Source organism: Candidatus Endomicrobiellum agilis, assembly GCF_020328115.1.
GTDB classification, from domain to species: Bacteria; Elusimicrobiota; Endomicrobiia; order Endomicrobiales; family Endomicrobiaceae; genus Endomicrobiellum; species Endomicrobiellum agilis.
This window is the reverse complement of sequence record NZ_JAIXMW010000003.1, coordinates 11,990-32,363: the sequence shown is the minus strand read 5'-3', so window position 1 is coordinate 32,363 and position 20,374 is coordinate 11,990. Positions and strand designations below refer to the sequence as shown.

Genomic DNA, 20,374 nt, shown 5'->3' with positions numbered 1-20,374 from the left:
CTTGTGTAGGCGCGTGAATTGAAATATTTGCTGATAGCTGACGTGTATTTTGTTTATGCGTCGCGCCTTGTGTAGGCGCGTGAATTGAAATCAAGCACGCCGCAGAATTGGGCGGATTACGACTGTCGCGCCTTGTGTAGGCGCGTGAATTGAAATATTAACAAAGTTGTCCATTTCAGCGTCCATTCTGGTCGCGCCTTGTGTAGGCGCGTGAATTGAAATCGATGATGGGAGCCGCTATGCCCAATCTTGAAGGGTCGCGCCTTGTGTAGGCGCGTGAATTGAAATATGAAAGGCAAATTCGGTTCGGTGCGGCTGCAGAAGTCGCGCCTTGTGTAGGCGCGTGAATTGAAATGTTTTCTGCGGACTGCGGCGTCACTTGCATTGCCGTCGCGCCTTGTGTAGGCGCGTGAATTGAAATGCACGAGCAGTGGCAGATGGATAACGGGGACAAAGTCGCGCCTTGTGTAGGCGCGTGAATTGAAATAGGGAGTCTTGTTATCGCTCCGCCTTCGGCAAAGGTCGCGCCTTGTGTAGGCGCGTGAATTGAAATCAAGAAAGTCCTGCGTTTAACAACCCCTATGCAAGTCGCGCCTTGTGTAGGCGCGTGAATTGAAATGGATAAAGCCTAAAATAAACGAAAATATAAAGTTGTCGCGCCTTGTGTAGGCGCGTGAATTGAAATCATTCTGGACGCCATAATGCGTATGCGTGCAGCGTCGCGCCTTGTGTAGGCGCGTGAATTGAAATATTGTTGGTAAAGTCCTCAGACATCTTTATTGATGTCGCGCCTTGTGTAGGCGCGTGAATTGAAATAAAAATGAACAAATTTTATACAAAAATTGAAAGGGTCGCGCCTTGTGTAGGCGCGTGAATTGAAATTTCTAAAATCAACCCTGTCAGATTCATATCTTGAGTCGCGCCTTGTGTAGGCGCGTGAATTGAAATTTCTGCCGCCTTAATAGGAGGCGCTGACTCCGCAAGTCGCGCCTTGTGTAGGCGCGTGAATTGAAATAGAACACTACTCTTCAATCTCCTAAAGAAGCCCCGTCGCGCCTTGTGTAGGCGCGTGAATTGAAATTTTATTCTTATTTAGGATTATCGTTGAATTATCATGTCGCGCCTTGTGTAGGCGCGTGAATTGAAATTTGGATAAAAAAACAATACGCAAATGAGAAAGCTAGTCGCGCCTTGTGTAGGCGCGTGAATTGAAATCGTTCATTTTTTTTACTCCCGAATTTTTATTTAACGTCGCGCCTTGTGTAGGCGCGTGAATTGAAATCTGCGGACAACGCTACATTTTCTTACGTGGCTAAGTCGCGCCTTGTGTAGGCGCGTGAATTGAAATGATATGGTGATAACAGGCGTTACAAAATATTGCAGTCGCGCCTTGTGTAGGCGCGTGAATTGAAATTCGTATGGAAAGGCTGGGAAGATTTTATTACCGGGTCGCGCCTTGTGTAGGCGCGTGAATTGAAATACCCAAGAGATATACCTGTGACCGAAGAAGCACAGTCGCGCCTTGTGTAGGCGCGTGAATTGAAATAGCAAAAATGTATACAGCATTCCGCTTTATGACGGTCGCGCCTTGTGTAGGCGCGTGAATTGAAATAGGGTGCTGTCTCAATTCTTCTTCCGTCAAAAACACGTCGCGCCTTGTGTAGGCGCGTGAATTGAAATCGTTGAAAGGCTACAGTCATCGTATAGTCGCCCGGTCGCGCCTTGTGTAGGCGCGTGAATTGAAATGGATAACCTAACAAACAGCTGCCCTGTGTTTGCGGTCGCGCCTTGTGTAGGCGCGTGAATTGAAATTATGCCGTTAATTATCGCATACTAGTAACTGCAAGTCGCGCCTTGTGTAGGCGCGTGAATTGAAATAAAGAGGATTGCGTGATAGTGCGGGCGACCCGTTTGTCGCGCCTTGTGTAGGCGCGTGAATTGAAATCCTGATTTTGCGTAGGCAGCTGCTGTTTAGCCGTTGTCGCGCCTTGTGTAGGCGCGTGAATTGAAATGCAAAGCGAAACAACACCTCAACCTTCGTGCAAAGGTCGCGCCTTGTGTAGGCGCGTGAATTGAAATATGAGATTTCGCAGAAGACACAGAGGACGCAGACGTCGCGCCTTGTGTAGGCGCGTGAATTGAAATTAAGCGGTATAGCGGAAACATGCATATCTTCCAAGTCGCGCCTTGTGTAGGCGCGTGAATTGAAATGTTTCATGCGTCTTTAGGCGGATATGTAGCAGGTGTCGCGCCTTGTGTAGGCGCGTGAATTGAAATGCTTATAGGCAACGCTGTGCCTAGTAAAACTACAGGTCGCGCCTTGTGTAGGCGCGTGAATTGAAATTTCTTTGCCTGCCAAATACCGGCAAAACGCGCCTGTCGCGCCTTGTGTAGGCGCGTGAATTGAAATAAAATTTTTCGTTATTTTGCCCGTGCCGTCCCTTGTCGCGCCTTGTGTAGGCGCGTGAATTGAAATCTTGCCTTTTTCCAACATCACGCTGCTGTTAAACGTCGCGCCTTGTGTAGGCGCGTGAATTGAAATGTTACAGGAGCAGCGAGCATGCCTATAGAAGCCAAGTCGCGCCTTGTGTAGGCGCGTGAATTGAAATTCTTTAGGTGCGTCGTTTTCCGCTGGCTGCGACGGGTCGCGCCTTGTGTAGGCGCGTGAATTGAAATGCACGAGCTATTCCGCGAGTTGCGTGGGCTTAAGCGTCGCGCCTTGTGTAGGCGCGTGAATTGAAATAGTTTAACAGTCCGCGTTAAATCCTTTTTTTTGCGTCGCGCCTTGTGTAGGCGCGTGAATTGAAATTTTAAGCATTTGCTCGGCATGTTTGGGATTGCGGTCGCGCCTTGTGTAGGCGCGTGAATTGAAATTTTCGTTTTTTGATTTGATAATGCACCTGAGATTGTCGCGCCTTGTGTAGGCGCGTGAATTGAAATGGTGCTTCTCAGGCAAATCCTCAGGGAGTGCCTGGTCGCGCCTTGTGTAGGCGCGTGAATTGAAATGAACTTTTGAGAACGCAAACTTGCGTAATGCAAAGTCGCGCCTTGTGTAGGCGCGTGAATTGAAATATCTAAACGACCCAACTTTTGCGGATACTTTAAGGTCGCGCCTTGTGTAGGCGCGTGAATTGAAATTAATCATAATTACACCATTATGTGCGATATCAAGTCGCGCCTTGTGTAGGCGCGTGAATTGAAATTCGTCGCCCCCCCAGTGACTAGCTATGACTCAAGGTCGCGCCTTGTGTAGGCGCGTGAATTGAAATACATAATCTAGCAACAACAGTATGGCATTTAAAAGTCGCGCCTTGTGTAGGCGCGTGAATTGAAATTGCACCTGGTGTCGCCTCAGGCGGTGGCAACGGGTCGCGCCTTGTGTAGGCGCGTGAATTGAAATGAGCTACAATACCAGACAAGAGAGAGCTGAATTCGTCGCGCCTTGTGTAGGCGCGTGAATTGAAATTCCCTTATGCTTGCGGTCCCAAAATCCCAGTTTAGTCGCGCCTTGTGTAGGCGCGTGAATTGAAATTTATCAATTTACGAATCACGATAATCAGTTGGCCGTCGCGCCTTGTGTAGGCGCGTGAATTGAAATTTATCAATTTACGAATCACGATAATCAGTTGGCCGTCGCGCCTTGTGTAGGCGCGTGAATTGAAATGTCGATAAAATGGTATTATTTACACATTTTTGGGGTCGCGCCTTGTGTAGGCGCGTGAATTGAAATTTTTATTATCAACTTCGAGAGTTCCCACTCTAAAAGTCGCGCCTTGTGTAGGCGCGTGAATTGAAATTCCTGCTTTTAGCAATCCGCAGGCGCAAATCCAGCGTCGCGCCTTGTGTAGGCGCGTGAATTGAAATTCTTCTTCCCTCACTAGATTTGCAGGTCTCTCTTGTCGCGCCTTGTGTAGGCGCGTGAATTGAAATGCTTCTTTCGCCGCCGCCTCTTCTGCACTCAGCGGGTCGCGCCTTGTGTAGGCGCGTGAATTGAAATTTTGCACTTTCTTGTGCCTGCGTTGTTCATCCTTGTCGCGCCTTGTGTAGGCGCGTGAATTGAAATACTGTAGAGCGGATAATAATGGGGCGACATGGAAGTCGCGCCTTGTGTAGGCGCGTGAATTGAAATGGGTGATGGGTATGCGTGTGGATGTGAATGCTGAGGTCGCGCCTTGTGTAGGCGCGTGAATTGAAATTTATCAATTTACGAATCACGATAATCAGTTGGCCGTCGCGCCTTGTGTAGGCGCGTGAATTGAAATTATGCATATGTTCCTGTAGCGATATATCTACACTGTCGCGCCTTGTGTAGGCGCGTGAATTGAAATTGAAGAGACAGCTAAAAGAGTTCAGCAGGGTCACGTCGCGCCTTGTGTAGGCGCGTGAATTGAAATACAAAATGAGAGAGAACGTAAGAAAAGAGATATCGTCGCGCCTTGTGTAGGCGCGTGAATTGAAATCTCGTCTACTTTGTAATCAAACCACGCTTGGTACAGTCGCGCCTTGTGTAGGCGCGTGAATTGAAATTAAACGCCCTATTTTGCATAGATGACACGCTAGAGTCGCGCCTTGTGTAGGCGCGTGAATTGAAATGGCACTATGGGTGGCGGACAAATTATATCTGCGATGGTCGCGCCTTGTGTAGGCGCGTGAATTGAAATGAAAAAGCACAGGAGGCCATGCAGAAAGGATAAGTCGCGCCTTGTGTAGGCGCGTGAATTGAAATCGCCCTAGAACAAAAGAACTCTGAATCGATTACCAGGTCGCGCCTTGTGTAGGCGCGTGAATTGAAATCTCAAGTGCGGGAGAATCCTCGAGATGTGCCGCAGGTCGCGCCTTGTGTAGGCGCGTGAATTGAAATCGCCCCCGATTATACTATATTAGTCTGCTAAGTCGTCGCGCCTTGTGTAGGCGCGTGAATTGAAATTGATATTTTTGCGGGGCCACCATGCGGAACGGAAGTCGCGCCTTGTGTAGGCGCGTGAATTGAAATAGGGACTGACTTTGACTATCCAGGCAATCGGACAAGTCGCGCCTTGTGTAGGCGCGTGAATTGAAATTGGCAGTATACTTGCTGGTATGTACGATAGTTTTGAGTCGCGCCTTGTGTAGGCGCGTGAATTGAAATCTTTGCCTCCCCTTTTCTTAGTACCTGCAAACTTGTCGCGCCTTGTGTAGGCGCGTGAATTGAAATTTGCCCAGTTGCAGTTTCACCTGATTGCCCGTCTGTCGCGCCTTGTGTAGGCGCGTGAATTGAAATGACGCATTTTCGGGCGTTTCTTGAAATGATAATCGTCGCGCCTTGTGTAGGCGCGTGAATTGAAATTCTGTAGACTGCGTAATTGTCGCATTTTACATCTTGTCGCGCCTTGTGTAGGCGCGTGAATTGAAATTGCCCGTTTACTGTTATGGGTATAACCTTAGCGGGTCGCGCCTTGTGTAGGCGCGTGAATTGAAATCCGCCAAAACATTTTTAGCTATATATAGGTAGGGGTCGCGCCTTGTGTAGGCGCGTGAATTGAAATCTTTCTACCACCCGTGGGGCACCAGGGAGGCAAAGTCGCGCCTTGTGTAGGCGCGTGAATTGAAATCTGTTGCGGAGTCAGCGCCTCCTATTAAGGCGGCGTCGCGCCTTGTGTAGGCGCGTGAATTGAAATAGTATTGGTTTTGAGAGACGCGTTGAAAACTTTATGTCGCGCCTTGTGTAGGCGCGTGAATTGAAATCAGGCACGCCACCATAGGCATAGTAAAGGATAACGTCGCGCCTTGTGTAGGCGCGTGAATTGAAATTTTGCTTCTTACATGTACCGCGCCAATCGACAACGTCGCGCCTTGTGTAGGCGCGTGAATTGAAATAAATGAGGAGTAGTTGCCGCTGAAGAAGCCTTCATGTCGCGCCTTGTGTAGGCGCGTGAATTGAAATCCAAAGTTTGTGTGTCAATCGCTAAACCAATAATGTCGCGCCTTGTGTAGGCGCGTGAATTGAAATTTGCCAGTTGTGGTATCTGTGGTAAACACCATCAGTCGCGCCTTGTGTAGGCGCGTGAATTGAAATGAAATCCACCTGAATATCCACCCATAACGAAGACGTCGCGCCTTGTGTAGGCGCGTGAATTGAAATGAAATTGGCGCCAAGTTCTGAGTCTGCGGCGGCGTCGCGCCTTGTGTAGGCGCGTGAATTGAAATTGCATCAATAGCCATTATTCTTCCCACTCCTTTTGTCGCGCCTTGTGTAGGCGCGTGAATTGAAATCGCTCAAAAGATAGCAGGTTACAACGTCCCGAGTGTCGCGCCTTGTGTAGGCGCGTGAATTGAAATGTGTTATTCCCGTTGTCGGAAGAGGTTTCTAATGGTCGCGCCTTGTGTAGGCGCGTGAATTGAAATCCGCAAACAATCAAGAGAATGGTTGAAGCTTTTAGTCGCGCCTTGTGTAGGCGCGTGAATTGAAATATGGTTAAGTTTTTTGCGTTTGTGTTTTCCATCGGGTCGCGCCTTGTGTAGGCGCGTGAATTGAAATTGTTTATTTGTTAATGTGCTGGCTTGTAAACCTAGTCGCGCCTTGTGTAGGCGCGTGAATTGAAATTATAATTTTAGTAACCTCTTCAAGCCCGCCATCTTGTCGCGCCTTGTGTAGGCGCGTGAATTGAAATCGTATGGGATACGGTACAGGTACCGGCTATCAAGGTCGCGCCTTGTGTAGGCGCGTGAATTGAAATAAGCAAGCCGAAATTCAAAACGAAAACATTCGTGGTCGCGCCTTGTGTAGGCGCGTGAATTGAAATTTCCAACTAAATAAGCTAAGGAGCTTAACAGATGGTCGCGCCTTGTGTAGGCGCGTGAATTGAAATAGGTTATAATGCTGGAGCCGCTACAGCCGCACCTGTCGCGCCTTGTGTAGGCGCGTGAATTGAAATAATCAGGATATCAAGGAGTTTCTAAGGCAAATAAGTCGCGCCTTGTGTAGGCGCGTGAATTGAAATAAAATATTGGACGAAAGGCTTTATCAAGATAGACGTCGCGCCTTGTGTAGGCGCGTGAATTGAAATAAGTAGCTACTATATTTAAGAAATGTTGGCGTAAGTCGCGCCTTGTGTAGGCGCGTGAATTGAAATATGTGCATGCAGCGAGACCAATGCCAAGACATGCGTCGCGCCTTGTGTAGGCGCGTGAATTGAAATCCGAGTTTAGATTATACGGCAGAGAAGCCGCTGGTCGCGCCTTGTGTAGGCGCGTGAATTGAAATGGGAACAACGGCAAATGCCCTGAATTTTGGAAAAGTCGCGCCTTGTGTAGGCGCGTGAATTGAAATCGCGCATGAGGATAGAGTAAAAGAAAAGATAAGGTCGCGCCTTGTGTAGGCGCGTGAATTGAAATAGGTCTTAAAGCCGATGTTATCCAAAACTGTCCGGTCGCGCCTTGTGTAGGCGCGTGAATTGAAATCTGATTTGTGTTTGCAAGAGGTTTCTGATAGTTGGTCGCGCCTTGTGTAGGCGCGTGAATTGAAATTATCCCAAGCTCTACATTCGCTTTCAACGCGTCCGTCGCGCCTTGTGTAGGCGCGTGAATTGAAATGTCCTACGGCTTATATAACAGTATATCACAAAAGTCGCGCCTTGTGTAGGCGCGTGAATTGAAATAATATTATGGACAAATGTATAATGGACATCAAATGGTCGCGCCTTGTGTAGGCGCGTGAATTGAAATGTGTGCTTTATGATATCATTATGTCGGCTCCCGCAGGTCGCGCCTTGTGTAGGCGCGTGAATTGAAATACGACTGTCATACTTTGTTATATATTTAGCAACAGTCGCGCCTTGTGTAGGCGCGTGAATTGAAATCTGATTTGTGTTTGCAAGAGGTTTCTGATAGTTGTCGCGCCTTGTGTAGGCGCGTGAATTGAAATGTAACATCTTCTTCATACTCAAAATCATCAGGAGTGTCGCGCCTTGTGTAGGCGCGTGAATTGAAATTTCGTCCTGAACAGCAAATACACGCTTGCTAGCATGTCGCGCCTTGTGTAGGCGCGTGAATTGAAATGTGGAAAAAGTGCAGGTTTACATCCTCTCGCTACAGTCGCGCCTTGTGTAGGCGCGTGAATTGAAATCCGCAGTTGTTAAGGATATTATTGGTAACGTTAAGTCGCGCCTTGTGTAGGCGCGTGAATTGAAATTTTTTTTTCGGGCGGATAGGTGCGTTAGCCTATGGGTCGCGCCTTGTGTAGGCGCGTGAATTGAAATAGAAAAGCCAGATACGACGCAGATATGAGCGGGCGTCGCGCCTTGTGTAGGCGCGTGAATTGAAATCTTCTTTAAATTAAGCTTAGTAATTACGTCGTCTGTCGCGCCTTGTGTAGGCGCGTGAATTGAAATGTTTACACCACCAAAGGCGAAGTGTTATGTTTCAGGTCGCGCCTTGTGTAGGCGCGTGAATTGAAATCCGAAAAACCGGGATACACCAAACCTTTTATAATCGTCGCGCCTTGTGTAGGCGCGTGAATTGAAATGTGTTCCGCCGTTTGCCTTGATGAGTTTAAAGCCGTCGCGCCTTGTGTAGGCGCGTGAATTGAAATATAGATAACCTTCCTTTTTTGCTGTAAATGAAAAGTCGCGCCTTGTGTAGGCGCGTGAATTGAAATTTTAAATATCTTCGCAAAAGCTATTCCAATTGGGTCGCGCCTTGTGTAGGCGCGTGAATTGAAATATCTTCTCTGTCATGTCGGTCTGGCTCAATCGCTAGTCGCGCCTTGTGTAGGCGCGTGAATTGAAATTCTAAAAAACCGACGCGGAATACCTTGTTGATAACGTCGCGCCTTGTGTAGGCGCGTGAATTGAAATTTTTTTTAAATCCGCTAACTTTTTTATCAGCTCTTGTCGCGCCTTGTGTAGGCGCGTGAATTGAAATTTTGCTGTCAATCTCCATTTCTTTTTGCCTCCTCTGTCGCGCCTTGTGTAGGCGCGTGAATTGAAATGCAAAGAGCCAGAGCGGACGCTGATGATTTTGCATGTCGCGCCTTGTGTAGGCGCGTGAATTGAAATCAGATATTTGGCACATGAGCAAAGTAGAGGAGTAGTCGCGCCTTGTGTAGGCGCGTGAATTGAAATCTGAGGCTTATAAGTGTGTTGGCGGTTGGGAAGCGTCGCGCCTTGTGTAGGCGCGTGAATTGAAATGGAGCCTACGCCTGTGATTAGTTGATGATACAGTGTCGCGCCTTGTGTAGGCGCGTGAATTGAAATAGCCCAAGACCTGCGGGACTTGGGCTGACAGTAAAGTCGCGCCTTGTGTAGGCGCGTGAATTGAAATGTTTCTTTCAATTTTTGTATAAAATCTGTTCATCGTCGCGCCTTGTGTAGGCGCGTGAATTGAAATCTTTTTATTTTATAAACCTATTATATCACAAAAAAGTCGCGCCTTGTGTAGGCGCGTGAATTGAAATGATTACATGGAACAAATGTCGACGCATTTTCGGGGTCGCGCCTTGTGTAGGCGCGTGAATTGAAATTGCTGTACATAAAGTTTCTTATCAAAAGTTTTAGGTCGCGCCTTGTGTAGGCGCGTGAATTGAAATTCGTACATCTTTAGATTCCTTTGATTTTATTCGTGTCGCGCCTTGTGTAGGCGCGTGAATTGAAATTTGTGGAATAAGGCGGAAGGATGGATAGAAGACCACGTCGCGCCTTGTGTAGGCGCGTGAATTGAAATAGTTTTTATGCGAGTGCGTCTTTAGATGAAGTTAGTCGCGCCTTGTGTAGGCGCGTGAATTGAAATTTTCGAGTACGGCTGTACAAACTGGCTCGGGAAGGTCGCGCCTTGTGTAGGCGCGTGAATTGAAATCCATCATCAAAGTGCTATTGTCCAAAGGCACATGTCGCGCCTTGTGTAGGCGCGTGAATTGAAATCATGACAGACATGTTGTTATCTCTAGCATATTTCGTCGCGCCTTGTGTAGGCGCGTGAATTGAAATGAGTTGTTCTTTTTTGTTAAACAAACTGCGTAACGTCGCGCCTTGTGTAGGCGCGTGAATTGAAATAAATCATGCTATCTAAGATAGCTAAACAAAACACCGTCGCGCCTTGTGTAGGCGCGTGAATTGAAATATCGGCACAATACTCATCACAAAAATCGTAAAGCGTCGCGCCTTGTGTAGGCGCGTGAATTGAAATGCTATTGGCACATCTTGCGTCTGCTTCTTCCATTGTCGCGCCTTGTGTAGGCGCGTGAATTGAAATTAACTCCACATCATGAATAAAATTATTGAATTCTGTCGCGCCTTGTGTAGGCGCGTGAATTGAAATTCAGCCTGCTGAAAACAGTACGAGCTTTTTTATAGTCGCGCCTTGTGTAGGCGCGTGAATTGAAATTTGAAATTAGGCTTGCCGACGGGACTTCGTCCACGTCGCGCCTTGTGTAGGCGCGTGAATTGAAATTTATCACTACAAGGCAGATATACGGCGATTCACAGGTCGCGCCTTGTGTAGGCGCGTGAATTGAAATTTGAAATCCAACATGATATTCGTAAGGAGTATTGGTCGCGCCTTGTGTAGGCGCGTGAATTGAAATCTAAGAATGCTCAAAAGGTTGCTAAATTATGGGGGTCGCGCCTTGTGTAGGCGCGTGAATTGAAATTTACCTATAATGATGAAAACATGCCTGCCGAGCCTGTCGCGCCTTGTGTAGGCGCGTGAATTGAAATAAGGTGCCGTTGATGTTTTCAATTATGCAACACAAGTCGCGCCTTGTGTAGGCGCGTGAATTGAAATTTTCTGTCCATAAATTTTGCGTCGGCCGGCAAACGTCGCGCCTTGTGTAGGCGCGTGAATTGAAATTTGACACAACACGGGTACAAGCCGACCCATATTGTCGCGCCTTGTGTAGGCGCGTGAATTGAAATAGATATTTCGCTTGCGGTGAGTATGGACGACGCAGTCGCGCCTTGTGTAGGCGCGTGAATTGAAATTACTTATTGCTTACTACCGCCCTCGCTCTGCTCGGTCGCGCCTTGTGTAGGCGCGTGAATTGAAATTTGAGTGGGGGCAGTCTGCAAAACTTCGGAAAACGTCGCGCCTTGTGTAGGCGCGTGAATTGAAATCTGCCTTAGGCAGTAATTTAATTAAAAATAAAGCGTCGCGCCTTGTGTAGGCGCGTGAATTGAAATGGTGCCATCAGTACGAACGAAACGAGGCTGATTAGTCGCGCCTTGTGTAGGCGCGTGAATTGAAATAATGAGTGGTATCGAGACGAAGACCTTGTTGATAGTCGCGCCTTGTGTAGGCGCGTGAATTGAAATGAACCTGAAGAAAGAAGAAAAGATATGTGTATTGTCGCGCCTTGTGTAGGCGCGTGAATTGAAATGTGTGCTTTACGATATTCTCACTCAGGCTCCCGCGTCGCGCCTTGTGTAGGCGCGTGAATTGAAATATCTTTGAGCCTGTTCATAAACTGCGGCTATCTGCGTCGCGCCTTGTGTAGGCGCGTGAATTGAAATTGAGCATCCTTAAGCTCAGTATCCTTCTGAATAGTCGCGCCTTGTGTAGGCGCGTGAATTGAAATGGATATACCATAAGTGTAATTATGGCTATGCGGGTAAGGTCGCGCCTTGTGTAGGCGCGTGAATTGAAATTCCGCCAGGGCAAGCACATAAAGTTTGCGGGCGGTCGCGCCTTGTGTAGGCGCGTGAATTGAAATAATCCCACCGAGTATTTTACGAGTTTGATAGATGGTCGCGCCTTGTGTAGGCGCGTGAATTGAAATTGATTACCAACATTCCCGTCCCTTTGTTTTCAATGTCGCGCCTTGTGTAGGCGCGTGAATTGAAATTTGTCGCCGGTAATGTCAATGTCCTGCACATCAACAGGTCGCGCCTTGTGTAGGCGCGTGAATTGAAATGTAAGAACCCAATACGAATTAGCGGGTCCGGAAAGTCGCGCCTTGTGTAGGCGCGTGAATTGAAATGACCTCGGCGAAATCTTTCGGAAAGCTGTACGTTGTCGCGCCTTGTGTAGGCGCGTGAATTGAAATTTGTGGCTTTTTACGATAACTTAATTATAAATTCGTCGCGCCTTGTGTAGGCGCGTGAATTGAAATGGGGATAATGTTCTCATAGTAAAATTTTTCAAACTGTCGCGCCTTGTGTAGGCGCGTGAATTGAAATGGGATAGTTTTCATGGCGTTAACTCCCGTGCCGAGTCGCGCCTTGTGTAGGCGCGTGAATTGAAATGTTAACTCCCATAGTCGACGCATCTATGCTTAGTCGTCGCGCCTTGTGTAGGCGCGTGAATTGAAATCTATTGCCAAAATGGGCGCTGCAGGCGCCGTAAGGTCGCGCCTTGTGTAGGCGCGTGAATTGAAATTCAAAAACCGTTTCCTTTAAATAGTATCACAATACAGTCGCGCCTTGTGTAGGCGCGTGAATTGAAATTTTCCGGGCGTTTGGTATCACATCAACCGGCAAAAGTCGCGCCTTGTGTAGGCGCGTGAATTGAAATGAAGAAGAAACCGATTCTTGGGGCGAGCTTGACTGTCGCGCCTTGTGTAGGCGCGTGAATTGAAATGACAGCACACTTACCAACTTTAACCTAGAGGTAGGTCGCGCCTTGTGTAGGCGCGTGAATTGAAATCCTGCCGCCATGAGCGTAACAAGCTACGACCAATCGTCGCGCCTTGTGTAGGCGCGTGAATTGAAATTTCGTATGAGATATGTAACTCGCCTGATTTCTGCGTCGCGCCTTGTGTAGGCGCGTGAATTGAAATTGAAGTTTTTGACAAGATAATTGCGGCATTAGGTCGCGCCTTGTGTAGGCGCGTGAATTGAAATTGAAATTTTACGGCCGGAGGAAACGAAAATAAAAGTCGCGCCTTGTGTAGGCGCGTGAATTGAAATTAAACTCGGGCTTACATCAGCGGATACGTTGATAGTCGCGCCTTGTGTAGGCGCGTGAATTGAAATTCAGCAATTTATAGATTGTCACCCTACTACGAGGTCGCGCCTTGTGTAGGCGCGTGAATTGAAATATTTTTAACGGGTGTTTCAGACTGAGAAGATGTAGTCGCGCCTTGTGTAGGCGCGTGAATTGAAATTTTAATGCGATATAATAGCCGAGAATAATCTGCCCGTCGCGCCTTGTGTAGGCGCGTGAATTGAAATGCTCCCAACGATTTAACTATGCTACAGCCCATACAGGTCGCGCCTTGTGTAGGCGCGTGAATTGAAATTTTATTTCTGGGTGCTTGCCGCACCCGCAGACCACGTCGCGCCTTGTGTAGGCGCGTGAATTGAAATCAGAATTACATCTTTTACCGCATCCTCAACATCTGGTCGCGCCTTGTGTAGGCGCGTGAATTGAAATCGAGAGTATCAAACGCCGCAGAAGATAAATTCCCGTCGCGCCTTGTGTAGGCGCGTGAATTGAAATGAGTGGTATGTAAGGTGCAGACAAGGTATTAAACGTCGCGCCTTGTGTAGGCGCGTGAATTGAAATATTCCCAGTTTTAGCATCTCGTCCATATTTTGAGTCGCGCCTTGTGTAGGCGCGTGAATTGAAATCCTGCACAAATACGACACTTGTGCCACCAAAAGGTCGCGCCTTGTGTAGGCGCGTGAATTGAAATATTCTTTTCATTTTACACCTTCCTTGCGATGTGCGTCGCGCCTTGTGTAGGCGCGTGAATTGAAATGAGTGGTATGTAAGGTGCAGACAAGGTATTAAACGTCGCGCCTTGTGTAGGCGCGTGAATTGAAATTAGGTTTGGGGATGCGGAGACTTTAAAGTATCTTGGTCGCGCCTTGTGTAGGCGCGTGAATTGAAATTCAGAATTTGCAGTGGGACAGGCAGGATTTTGAGGTCGCGCCTTGTGTAGGCGCGTGAATTGAAATTTATCTCAAAAGTCCCGTAGACATATACCAGACTGGTCGCGCCTTGTGTAGGCGCGTGAATTGAAATCACATTATCACGCTATTATTTTCGGTTTGCCCCCGTCGCGCCTTGTGTAGGCGCGTGAATTGAAATCTCGTTGTTGCCGACCGATAACAGGCAGTCGGCGGGTCGCGCCTTGTGTAGGCGCGTGAATTGAAATAATTTTACATCAAAAAAGAGGGCACAGATACAGATGTCGCGCCTTGTGTAGGCGCGTGAATTGAAATAACCCTAACGGCACCCTCTACGTCGGTGACCAAACGTCGCGCCTTGTGTAGGCGCGTGAATTGAAATGGCGAGGCTGGTTGCTTAGTACAGCCAGAGATTAGTCGCGCCTTGTGTAGGCGCGTGAATTGAAATGTAGCAGAATGAAGATATTTCAAAAGGAAAGGTGGTCGCGCCTTGTGTAGGCGCGTGAATTGAAATTTTTTTATTACGAGGTTTTGCCTGTGTAACAAAGTCGCGCCTTGTGTAGGCGCGTGAATTGAAATTTTTTAAAAAAAGAGAAGAGAACGCAGAAAGTAAGAGTCGCGCCTTGTGTAGGCGCGTGAATTGAAATCGGGCTACGCACGCCAAAGTGTGCCAATATCGCTGTCGCGCCTTGTGTAGGCGCGTGAATTGAAATTAGTAACAGTAGCAGTATTAGCAGGTAATGCAAGGTCGCGCCTTGTGTAGGCGCGTGAATTGAAATACCGCAATAGAAACAGAAGGAAGGAACACAAGAACGTCGCGCCTTGTGTAGGCGCGTGAATTGAAATTTTCATGACCATGCCGAAACATGCAAAAGCCGTAGTCGCGCCTTGTGTAGGCGCGTGAATTGAAATTTTGTAATATCCAAGCGCATACAATTTATCAGGGGTCGCGCCTTGTGTAGGCGCGTGAATTGAAATTCATGCTCGGTGCGTTTAATATCGTCCCCGCATTGTCGCGCCTTGTGTAGGCGCGTGAATTGAAATCTTTCCCTGCGTAATAATTGCTTCTATCTTCAAGTCGCGCCTTGTGTAGGCGCGTGAATTGAAATATTTTTTTGAAGACAAAATTGAGTTGATTGACTAGTCGCGCCTTGTGTAGGCGCGTGAATTGAAATCGGTGACGATTACAGTATAAATTTTGCCTATGCGTCGCGCCTTGTGTAGGCGCGTGAATTGAAATAACGCCTAAATTACAAAAAACATCAAAGGCTAAGTCGCGCCTTGTGTAGGCGCGTGAATTGAAATTTTTTCGGAATTTTTTAATATTGCAATTGCCGTCGTCGCGCCTTGTGTAGGCGCGTGAATTGAAATTTCGGCGTAAATTACTTGCAACCGCTTATCCTGCGTCGCGCCTTGTGTAGGCGCGTGAATTGAAATCCCCTGAAGCTTCAGCCCTAAACGCGCTACACAGGTCGCGCCTTGTGTAGGCGCGTGAATTGAAATCTGTAATATTTCGTCGGATAATCCCGGCGAAATAGTCGCGCCTTGTGTAGGCGCGTGAATTGAAATCGGGACGCCGAAATCTGTGAATGCCTGCTGTACGTCGCGCCTTGTGTAGGCGCGTGAATTGAAATAAACTCGGTTTTCTTTCTGTCTTCTTTGCCCGTGTCGCGCCTTGTGTAGGCGCGTGAATTGAAATCTGAAAAACGAGGGGAAAAACATTGATTAAATTAAGTCGCGCCTTGTGTAGGCGCGTGAATTGAAATAATTTGTGTTTATACGCAATTTATCAATTATGTGTGTCGCGCCTTGTGTAGGCGCGTGAATTGAAATTTCCCAGCCGTCTTCCAACGCTTTGTTAGCCTGGTCGCGCCTTGTGTAGGCGCGTGAATTGAAATTTCTCTCTTTCCCTGCCTACGTCGTATCTGTAAGGTCGCGCCTTGTGTAGGCGCGTGAATTGAAATTTCTACCGCTTTTTTATCGGCGGTGTTTGAGCCGTCGCGCCTTGTGTAGGCGCGTGAATTGAAATCCGCTGCTTGGGCTACGGGTCTTGCTATGCTGTCGTCGCGCCTTGTGTAGGCGCGTGAATTGAAATCTTTTAACATTGCAAATGCAACGTTAACATTGTCGTCGCGCCTTGTGTAGGCGCGTGAATTGAAATTTATTTCGCTCGTCGGCGCTGTGCCTCTGTTTGGTCGCGCCTTGTGTAGGCGCGTGAATTGAAATTCTTCGGTGGACATTTTCAGAATATTTTTTGTGGTCGCGCCTTGTGTAGGCGCGTGAATTGAAATAGTATTTACACAAGAGCCAGCAGTTTAAAACACCTGTCGCGCCTTGTGTAGGCGCGTGAATTGAAATTTTGTCTAAACCCGACATATTCTTGACCATCGCTCGTCGCGCCTTGTGTAGGCGCGTGAATTGAAATTGAAGGATTGGTGTAAAAAAATGGTTGACACAGTAGCCGCGCCTTGTATAAGCGTGTGAATTGAAATAGTCCTAAACCAACTTTAAATCCGAAATATTTACTCACTCCGCCTAAAATCACATTGTTACCATAAATTACTTTTAAATTCGGACAAACATGAATATCACACGCAGATACAATTGTTGATGTTGATAATAATGTCGGTTGCGACTTACTTGAATTCATAAAACTACTGAGATATAAAAAAATTGTTTTTAGACTAAACCTAACATTACTACTATTTACAGGAGCAGTTGTCGATGTTGATATTAATACTGACAATGATATCGCTTGCGAACTGTTTGAATGTATAAGATTGTTGAGATATAAAAAACTGAAAACCTCTACCACTTGTGCGCTCACTTTAATAACTACTAAAAACAATAGAGATACCAACAACAATACTCTTTTCATCATTCATTTCGTTTTCGAGGATTTTTAACTTTTTCATTGAACAATTACTTGCACTTGCTTCCTTTGACATGAGAATCTATTTAATTTAAAATTGAGATTGTAGAAGAGAGAACAACAGATTCAAGTTCGCAATGTAACACATGCGGGAATTATATCAAAAGAATGTTCCATTGTTAAACCGATACAGCATCTCTTAGTGTATTAGACTTTTGATGTCGTCGCAAATTTATCTAAATCCAAAATACTTTTGTCTTTGTATTCCAAAAGCATTTGCCTTCCTAAAAACTGTTATCCATTATTGCTTTTCCAAGCTGCAAACCTTGCGGCATAGATTTCATATTTAATTCCTCTAAAAAGAACACATTGTATTTACTGATAATTTCTGTTGAACTAATCTTTACAAATATCCCGATGTTCATTGCTTTAGGTCAACCGCTCAGTCTGTATTTGCATTGCAAAGCTCATGGAGTACCTTTTAAAAAAATATGTTTTTTTAATTCATGGTTGAACAGTCCTAACATTTTTAAAATTGCAAGTCAATGATGCGAACATTAGTATTCGGTTGATAAAAAAGATATAATTTGGGAACCGTATTCAACAGTTAAAAAAGAGGGCAAATGCTAAAGAGAATAACAGAACAGAAGTTAATATTATCATCTCTGTATATAATGGATAACCATTAATGATAATGGCAAGAGAAATAATATATGTAAATAACAGAAGAAGATTAGAAGCATTTGAAGGAAAATGTGGTTTCCTATACAATGATTTGACTGAAAGTTTGAAAGATTTTGAAAGATATAGAAGAAATTAGAGAGAACAAAAATATAACAATCGAAAAATAGAAAGCTGAGAATACGGTTATACAAGAAGAGTCAAATAATATGTAAACCCGCTTACTTATCAGTGTTTTATCACGTTTTGCAATTATGTCCTTAAGCATTTAAAGAAGACGGAGAAATAAATCATTCCTGTTATTCTTATAGTTTTTATGGAAACAGTGGCAAAGATTTTATGAAAATACATCAGAAAAATCTATATTCCAATATGGAAACGATGATTTAGAAAAAGCTGTCTATTAAGAAAGCGTTATTAGATTTGATGTCTATTTGCTCTAACTGTCATAGAGTGGATACATAGGGGCAAAAAAGATGTGCTTGATAGAGACTCTGACAAAAAGTATAAATCCCAATATTAAAAATTTGTTTGATAGCGCATTTATAAAGGGAGATGAAATGAACGATAAAATCAAAACTTTAATAGATAAGGCGGTTGTTGGAATTATAAAGCGTGCGAGTAGTCGGGCAAAGATAGAACATTTACAAGAAAAGCATAATATCAAAATTCATTTCGTTCCTCGACGGTACAGAATTTTGGTGGGATTTTACAAAGCATGAACATTCAGTTCGGAAATTTTATTGAAGTGCTTATGACTTTGCTTATAGAAGACGACGGGCGGTATGAGATAGTATACAATTATAACGGTAAGAAAAGTAATTCATTCGAATTGTCATCAAAAAATGAAGCCTTAATTGATAATTATATTACTCGTTGCCAGACAGAAGAAAATATAAATATAGATATTGAGTTTCCAAAACTCCTAAGCTGTATTGTTTCTAATAAAGACGACCGAACAAACAAATTTAAGCATGATATAGACTTGTTATTTAAGAACACTGAAACAGGTAAAAGTTATTATTTAGAATGCAAATATAATGATGACCATGATACGGGAAAATTTGTTGATATAAATAGAAAGTTCATAAAGACTTATGCTTATTTAGTGAAAGAATTGAATATTACGGATAGAAGTAATTTAATTCCTATTTTATTTTTCTTTATAAACAACAAAATGAAGGATAATATCTATATACCGGAAAACTCAAATATTTACAGAGGTAAAAATTTCTTTGAAAAGTTTCTGAAAGTTAAATATGAAGATGTTGACCGGCATTTATTAGGTTTATCTGAAAGTCCTGAAACAATGAGGACTTTCAAAAACTTGTATGAAAAAACTATGAATATTTATTGAATTTGAGGAATTTATGAAACTAAAAATGAATAGCATATATCAAGGCGATTGCTTAGAAGTATTAAGGCAAATATCGGACAAGTCCGTCGATTTAATTTTTGCGGACCCGCCTTATAATATGCAGTTGAAAAAAGAATTATATCGTCCTAATAATACAAAAGTTGATGGAGTAAACGACGCTTGGGACAGATTTGCTTGTTTTGCCGACTATGATAATTTTTGTATTGCTTGGCTTAAAGAATGTAAAAGAATTTTGAAAGATACGGGGACCATTTGGGTAATAGGCTCTTATCATAATATTTACAGAGTCGGTAATATGTTGCTTAATCTTGGCTATTGGATATTAAACGATGTAACTTGGCATAAAACAAACGCTATGCCGAACTTTTTAGGAACAAGATTTACAAATGCAACAGAAACTCTCTTATAGTGTTCAAAAGGCGAAAATTATAAAAAATATACGTTCAACCATAAGTTAATGAAAAGATATAACAGCGGAAAGCAAATGACCTCCGTCTGGCAAATAGGTTTGTGTATAGGCAATGAAAGAATAAAAGGTTCTGACGGTAAAAAAGCGCACTCAACACAAAAGCCCGAGGAGCTTTTAAAAAGAGTAGTTTTATCAACAACAAAAATAGGAGATGTTGTATTGGATCCATTCTTTGGCACAGGAACGACGGGAGCGGTAGCAAAAAAATTGAGTAGAAATTTTGTAGGCATAGAAAAAGAAAAAGTTTATATTGATATAGCAAGACAACGGATTGACAGCATTAAAACTTTATCGCCGGAAGCCTCTTGGGAAGAAACAAGAAGGACAGAGCAGATAAAAGTTCCATTTGTTGATTTAGTAAAAAAAAATATTGTTAGAAGTGGAGAAGTTTTATATACCTGCAAAAGATATAACAAAAAAGCCAAAGTCCTTAATAATGGAAAGCTGTTGTTTGAAAATAATATTATTGGTTCTATTCATAGAATAGGGGCTATGATACAGCAGGCTCTGTCTTGTAATGGTTGGAAATTTTGGTATGTCTTAAAAGATAATAAAGTGCTTCTATTAGACGATTTAAGAACAGAATATTTACAGGATAATTTTAAATAACTTAACATTTTTATTAAAGTTTACGATGATATGCCGATGAAATTCAATAGTCTTAGAAAATAAATATTAACTTAAAGATGAAGTTGAAGAATTAAAAAATGAAAAATTATGAAATATTTAGTTGATATGTTTGCTGTTTTATTATTTTTTACTTGATGTAAATGCATAAGTCCGCTCTTATATGGGCAGTTTTAACAATAACATTATAGCGCAATAGACAATAATGGTAATTATGTGAATGTGCAATCTCATGCAAATTCTTTTGGGGATACAAGAGCATCAGAGCTGATGATAGTCGATAATTATGTAAATATCAACTCCTACGCAGATATATTTGGTAATATAGGCAATAAGTATACGAATACAAATTCTTATGCCGATACTTTTGGAAATTTAAGGACAGCGGGGAGTATTGGTAACGATTATATGAATACCAATTCATATATAGATACTTTCGGAAATACAAGAACATCAAGTAGAATTGAAGATGAATATATAAAGTCAATGCTCATACAGACTCTTTTGGAAGTATAAACTACAGC

3 protein-coding genes, 2 pseudogenes and 1 CRISPR repeat array (1 of these 6 only partly in view) are annotated in these 20,374 nt (G+C 44.3%); all 5 genes and pseudogenes read left to right on the top strand.

From position 1 onward, the window contains the following. Positions 1–16,315: direct repeats of the CRISPR family, unit length 32 nt; unit sequence GTCGCGCCTTGTGTAGGCGCGTGAATTGAAAT; it reaches 25,060 nt to the left of the window's first position. A gap of 1,074 nt (positions 16,316–17,389) precedes the next feature. The 5 genes and pseudogenes from LE179_RS02540 (at position 17,390) to LE179_RS02520 (ending at position 20,366) form a co-directional block, all read left to right on the top strand. Next, positions 17,390–17,515 carry a hypothetical protein gene (locus LE179_RS02540; RefSeq protein ID WP_374128801.1) on the top strand — a complete coding sequence of 42 codons (126 nt, stop codon included), beginning with the start codon at positions 17,390–17,392 and terminating at the stop codon, positions 17,513–17,515. Positions 17,516–17,936: 421 nt separating this feature from the next. Beyond that, positions 17,937–18,733, top strand: a pseudogene (locus tag LE179_RS02535) (HinfI family type II restriction enzyme). A 13-nt stretch (positions 18,734–18,746) separates the two neighbouring features. Beyond that, positions 18,747–19,475 (top strand): annotated as a pseudogene (locus LE179_RS02530) (site-specific DNA-methyltransferase); the annotation flags it as partial. Further along, on the top strand, positions 19,452–19,832 hold the full coding sequence (locus LE179_RS02525; protein ID WP_374128891.1) for a hypothetical protein: 381 nt from the start codon (positions 19,452–19,454) through the stop codon (positions 19,830–19,832). The pseudogene LE179_RS02530 and the gene LE179_RS02525, both read left to right, overlap by 24 nt. A gap of 234 nt (positions 19,833–20,066) precedes the next feature. After that, positions 20,067–20,366, top strand: a complete 300-nt coding sequence (locus LE179_RS02520) for a hypothetical protein (protein ID WP_374128800.1) — start codon at positions 20,067–20,069, stop codon at positions 20,364–20,366. The last annotated feature ends 8 nt before the right edge of the window (positions 20,367–20,374 follow it).

Coding starts and splice junctions, on each gene's coding strand:
- LE179_RS02540 (WP_374128801.1), top strand. CDS start 17,390: ATGGCAAGAGAAATAATATATGTAAATAACAGAAGAAGATTAGAAGCA.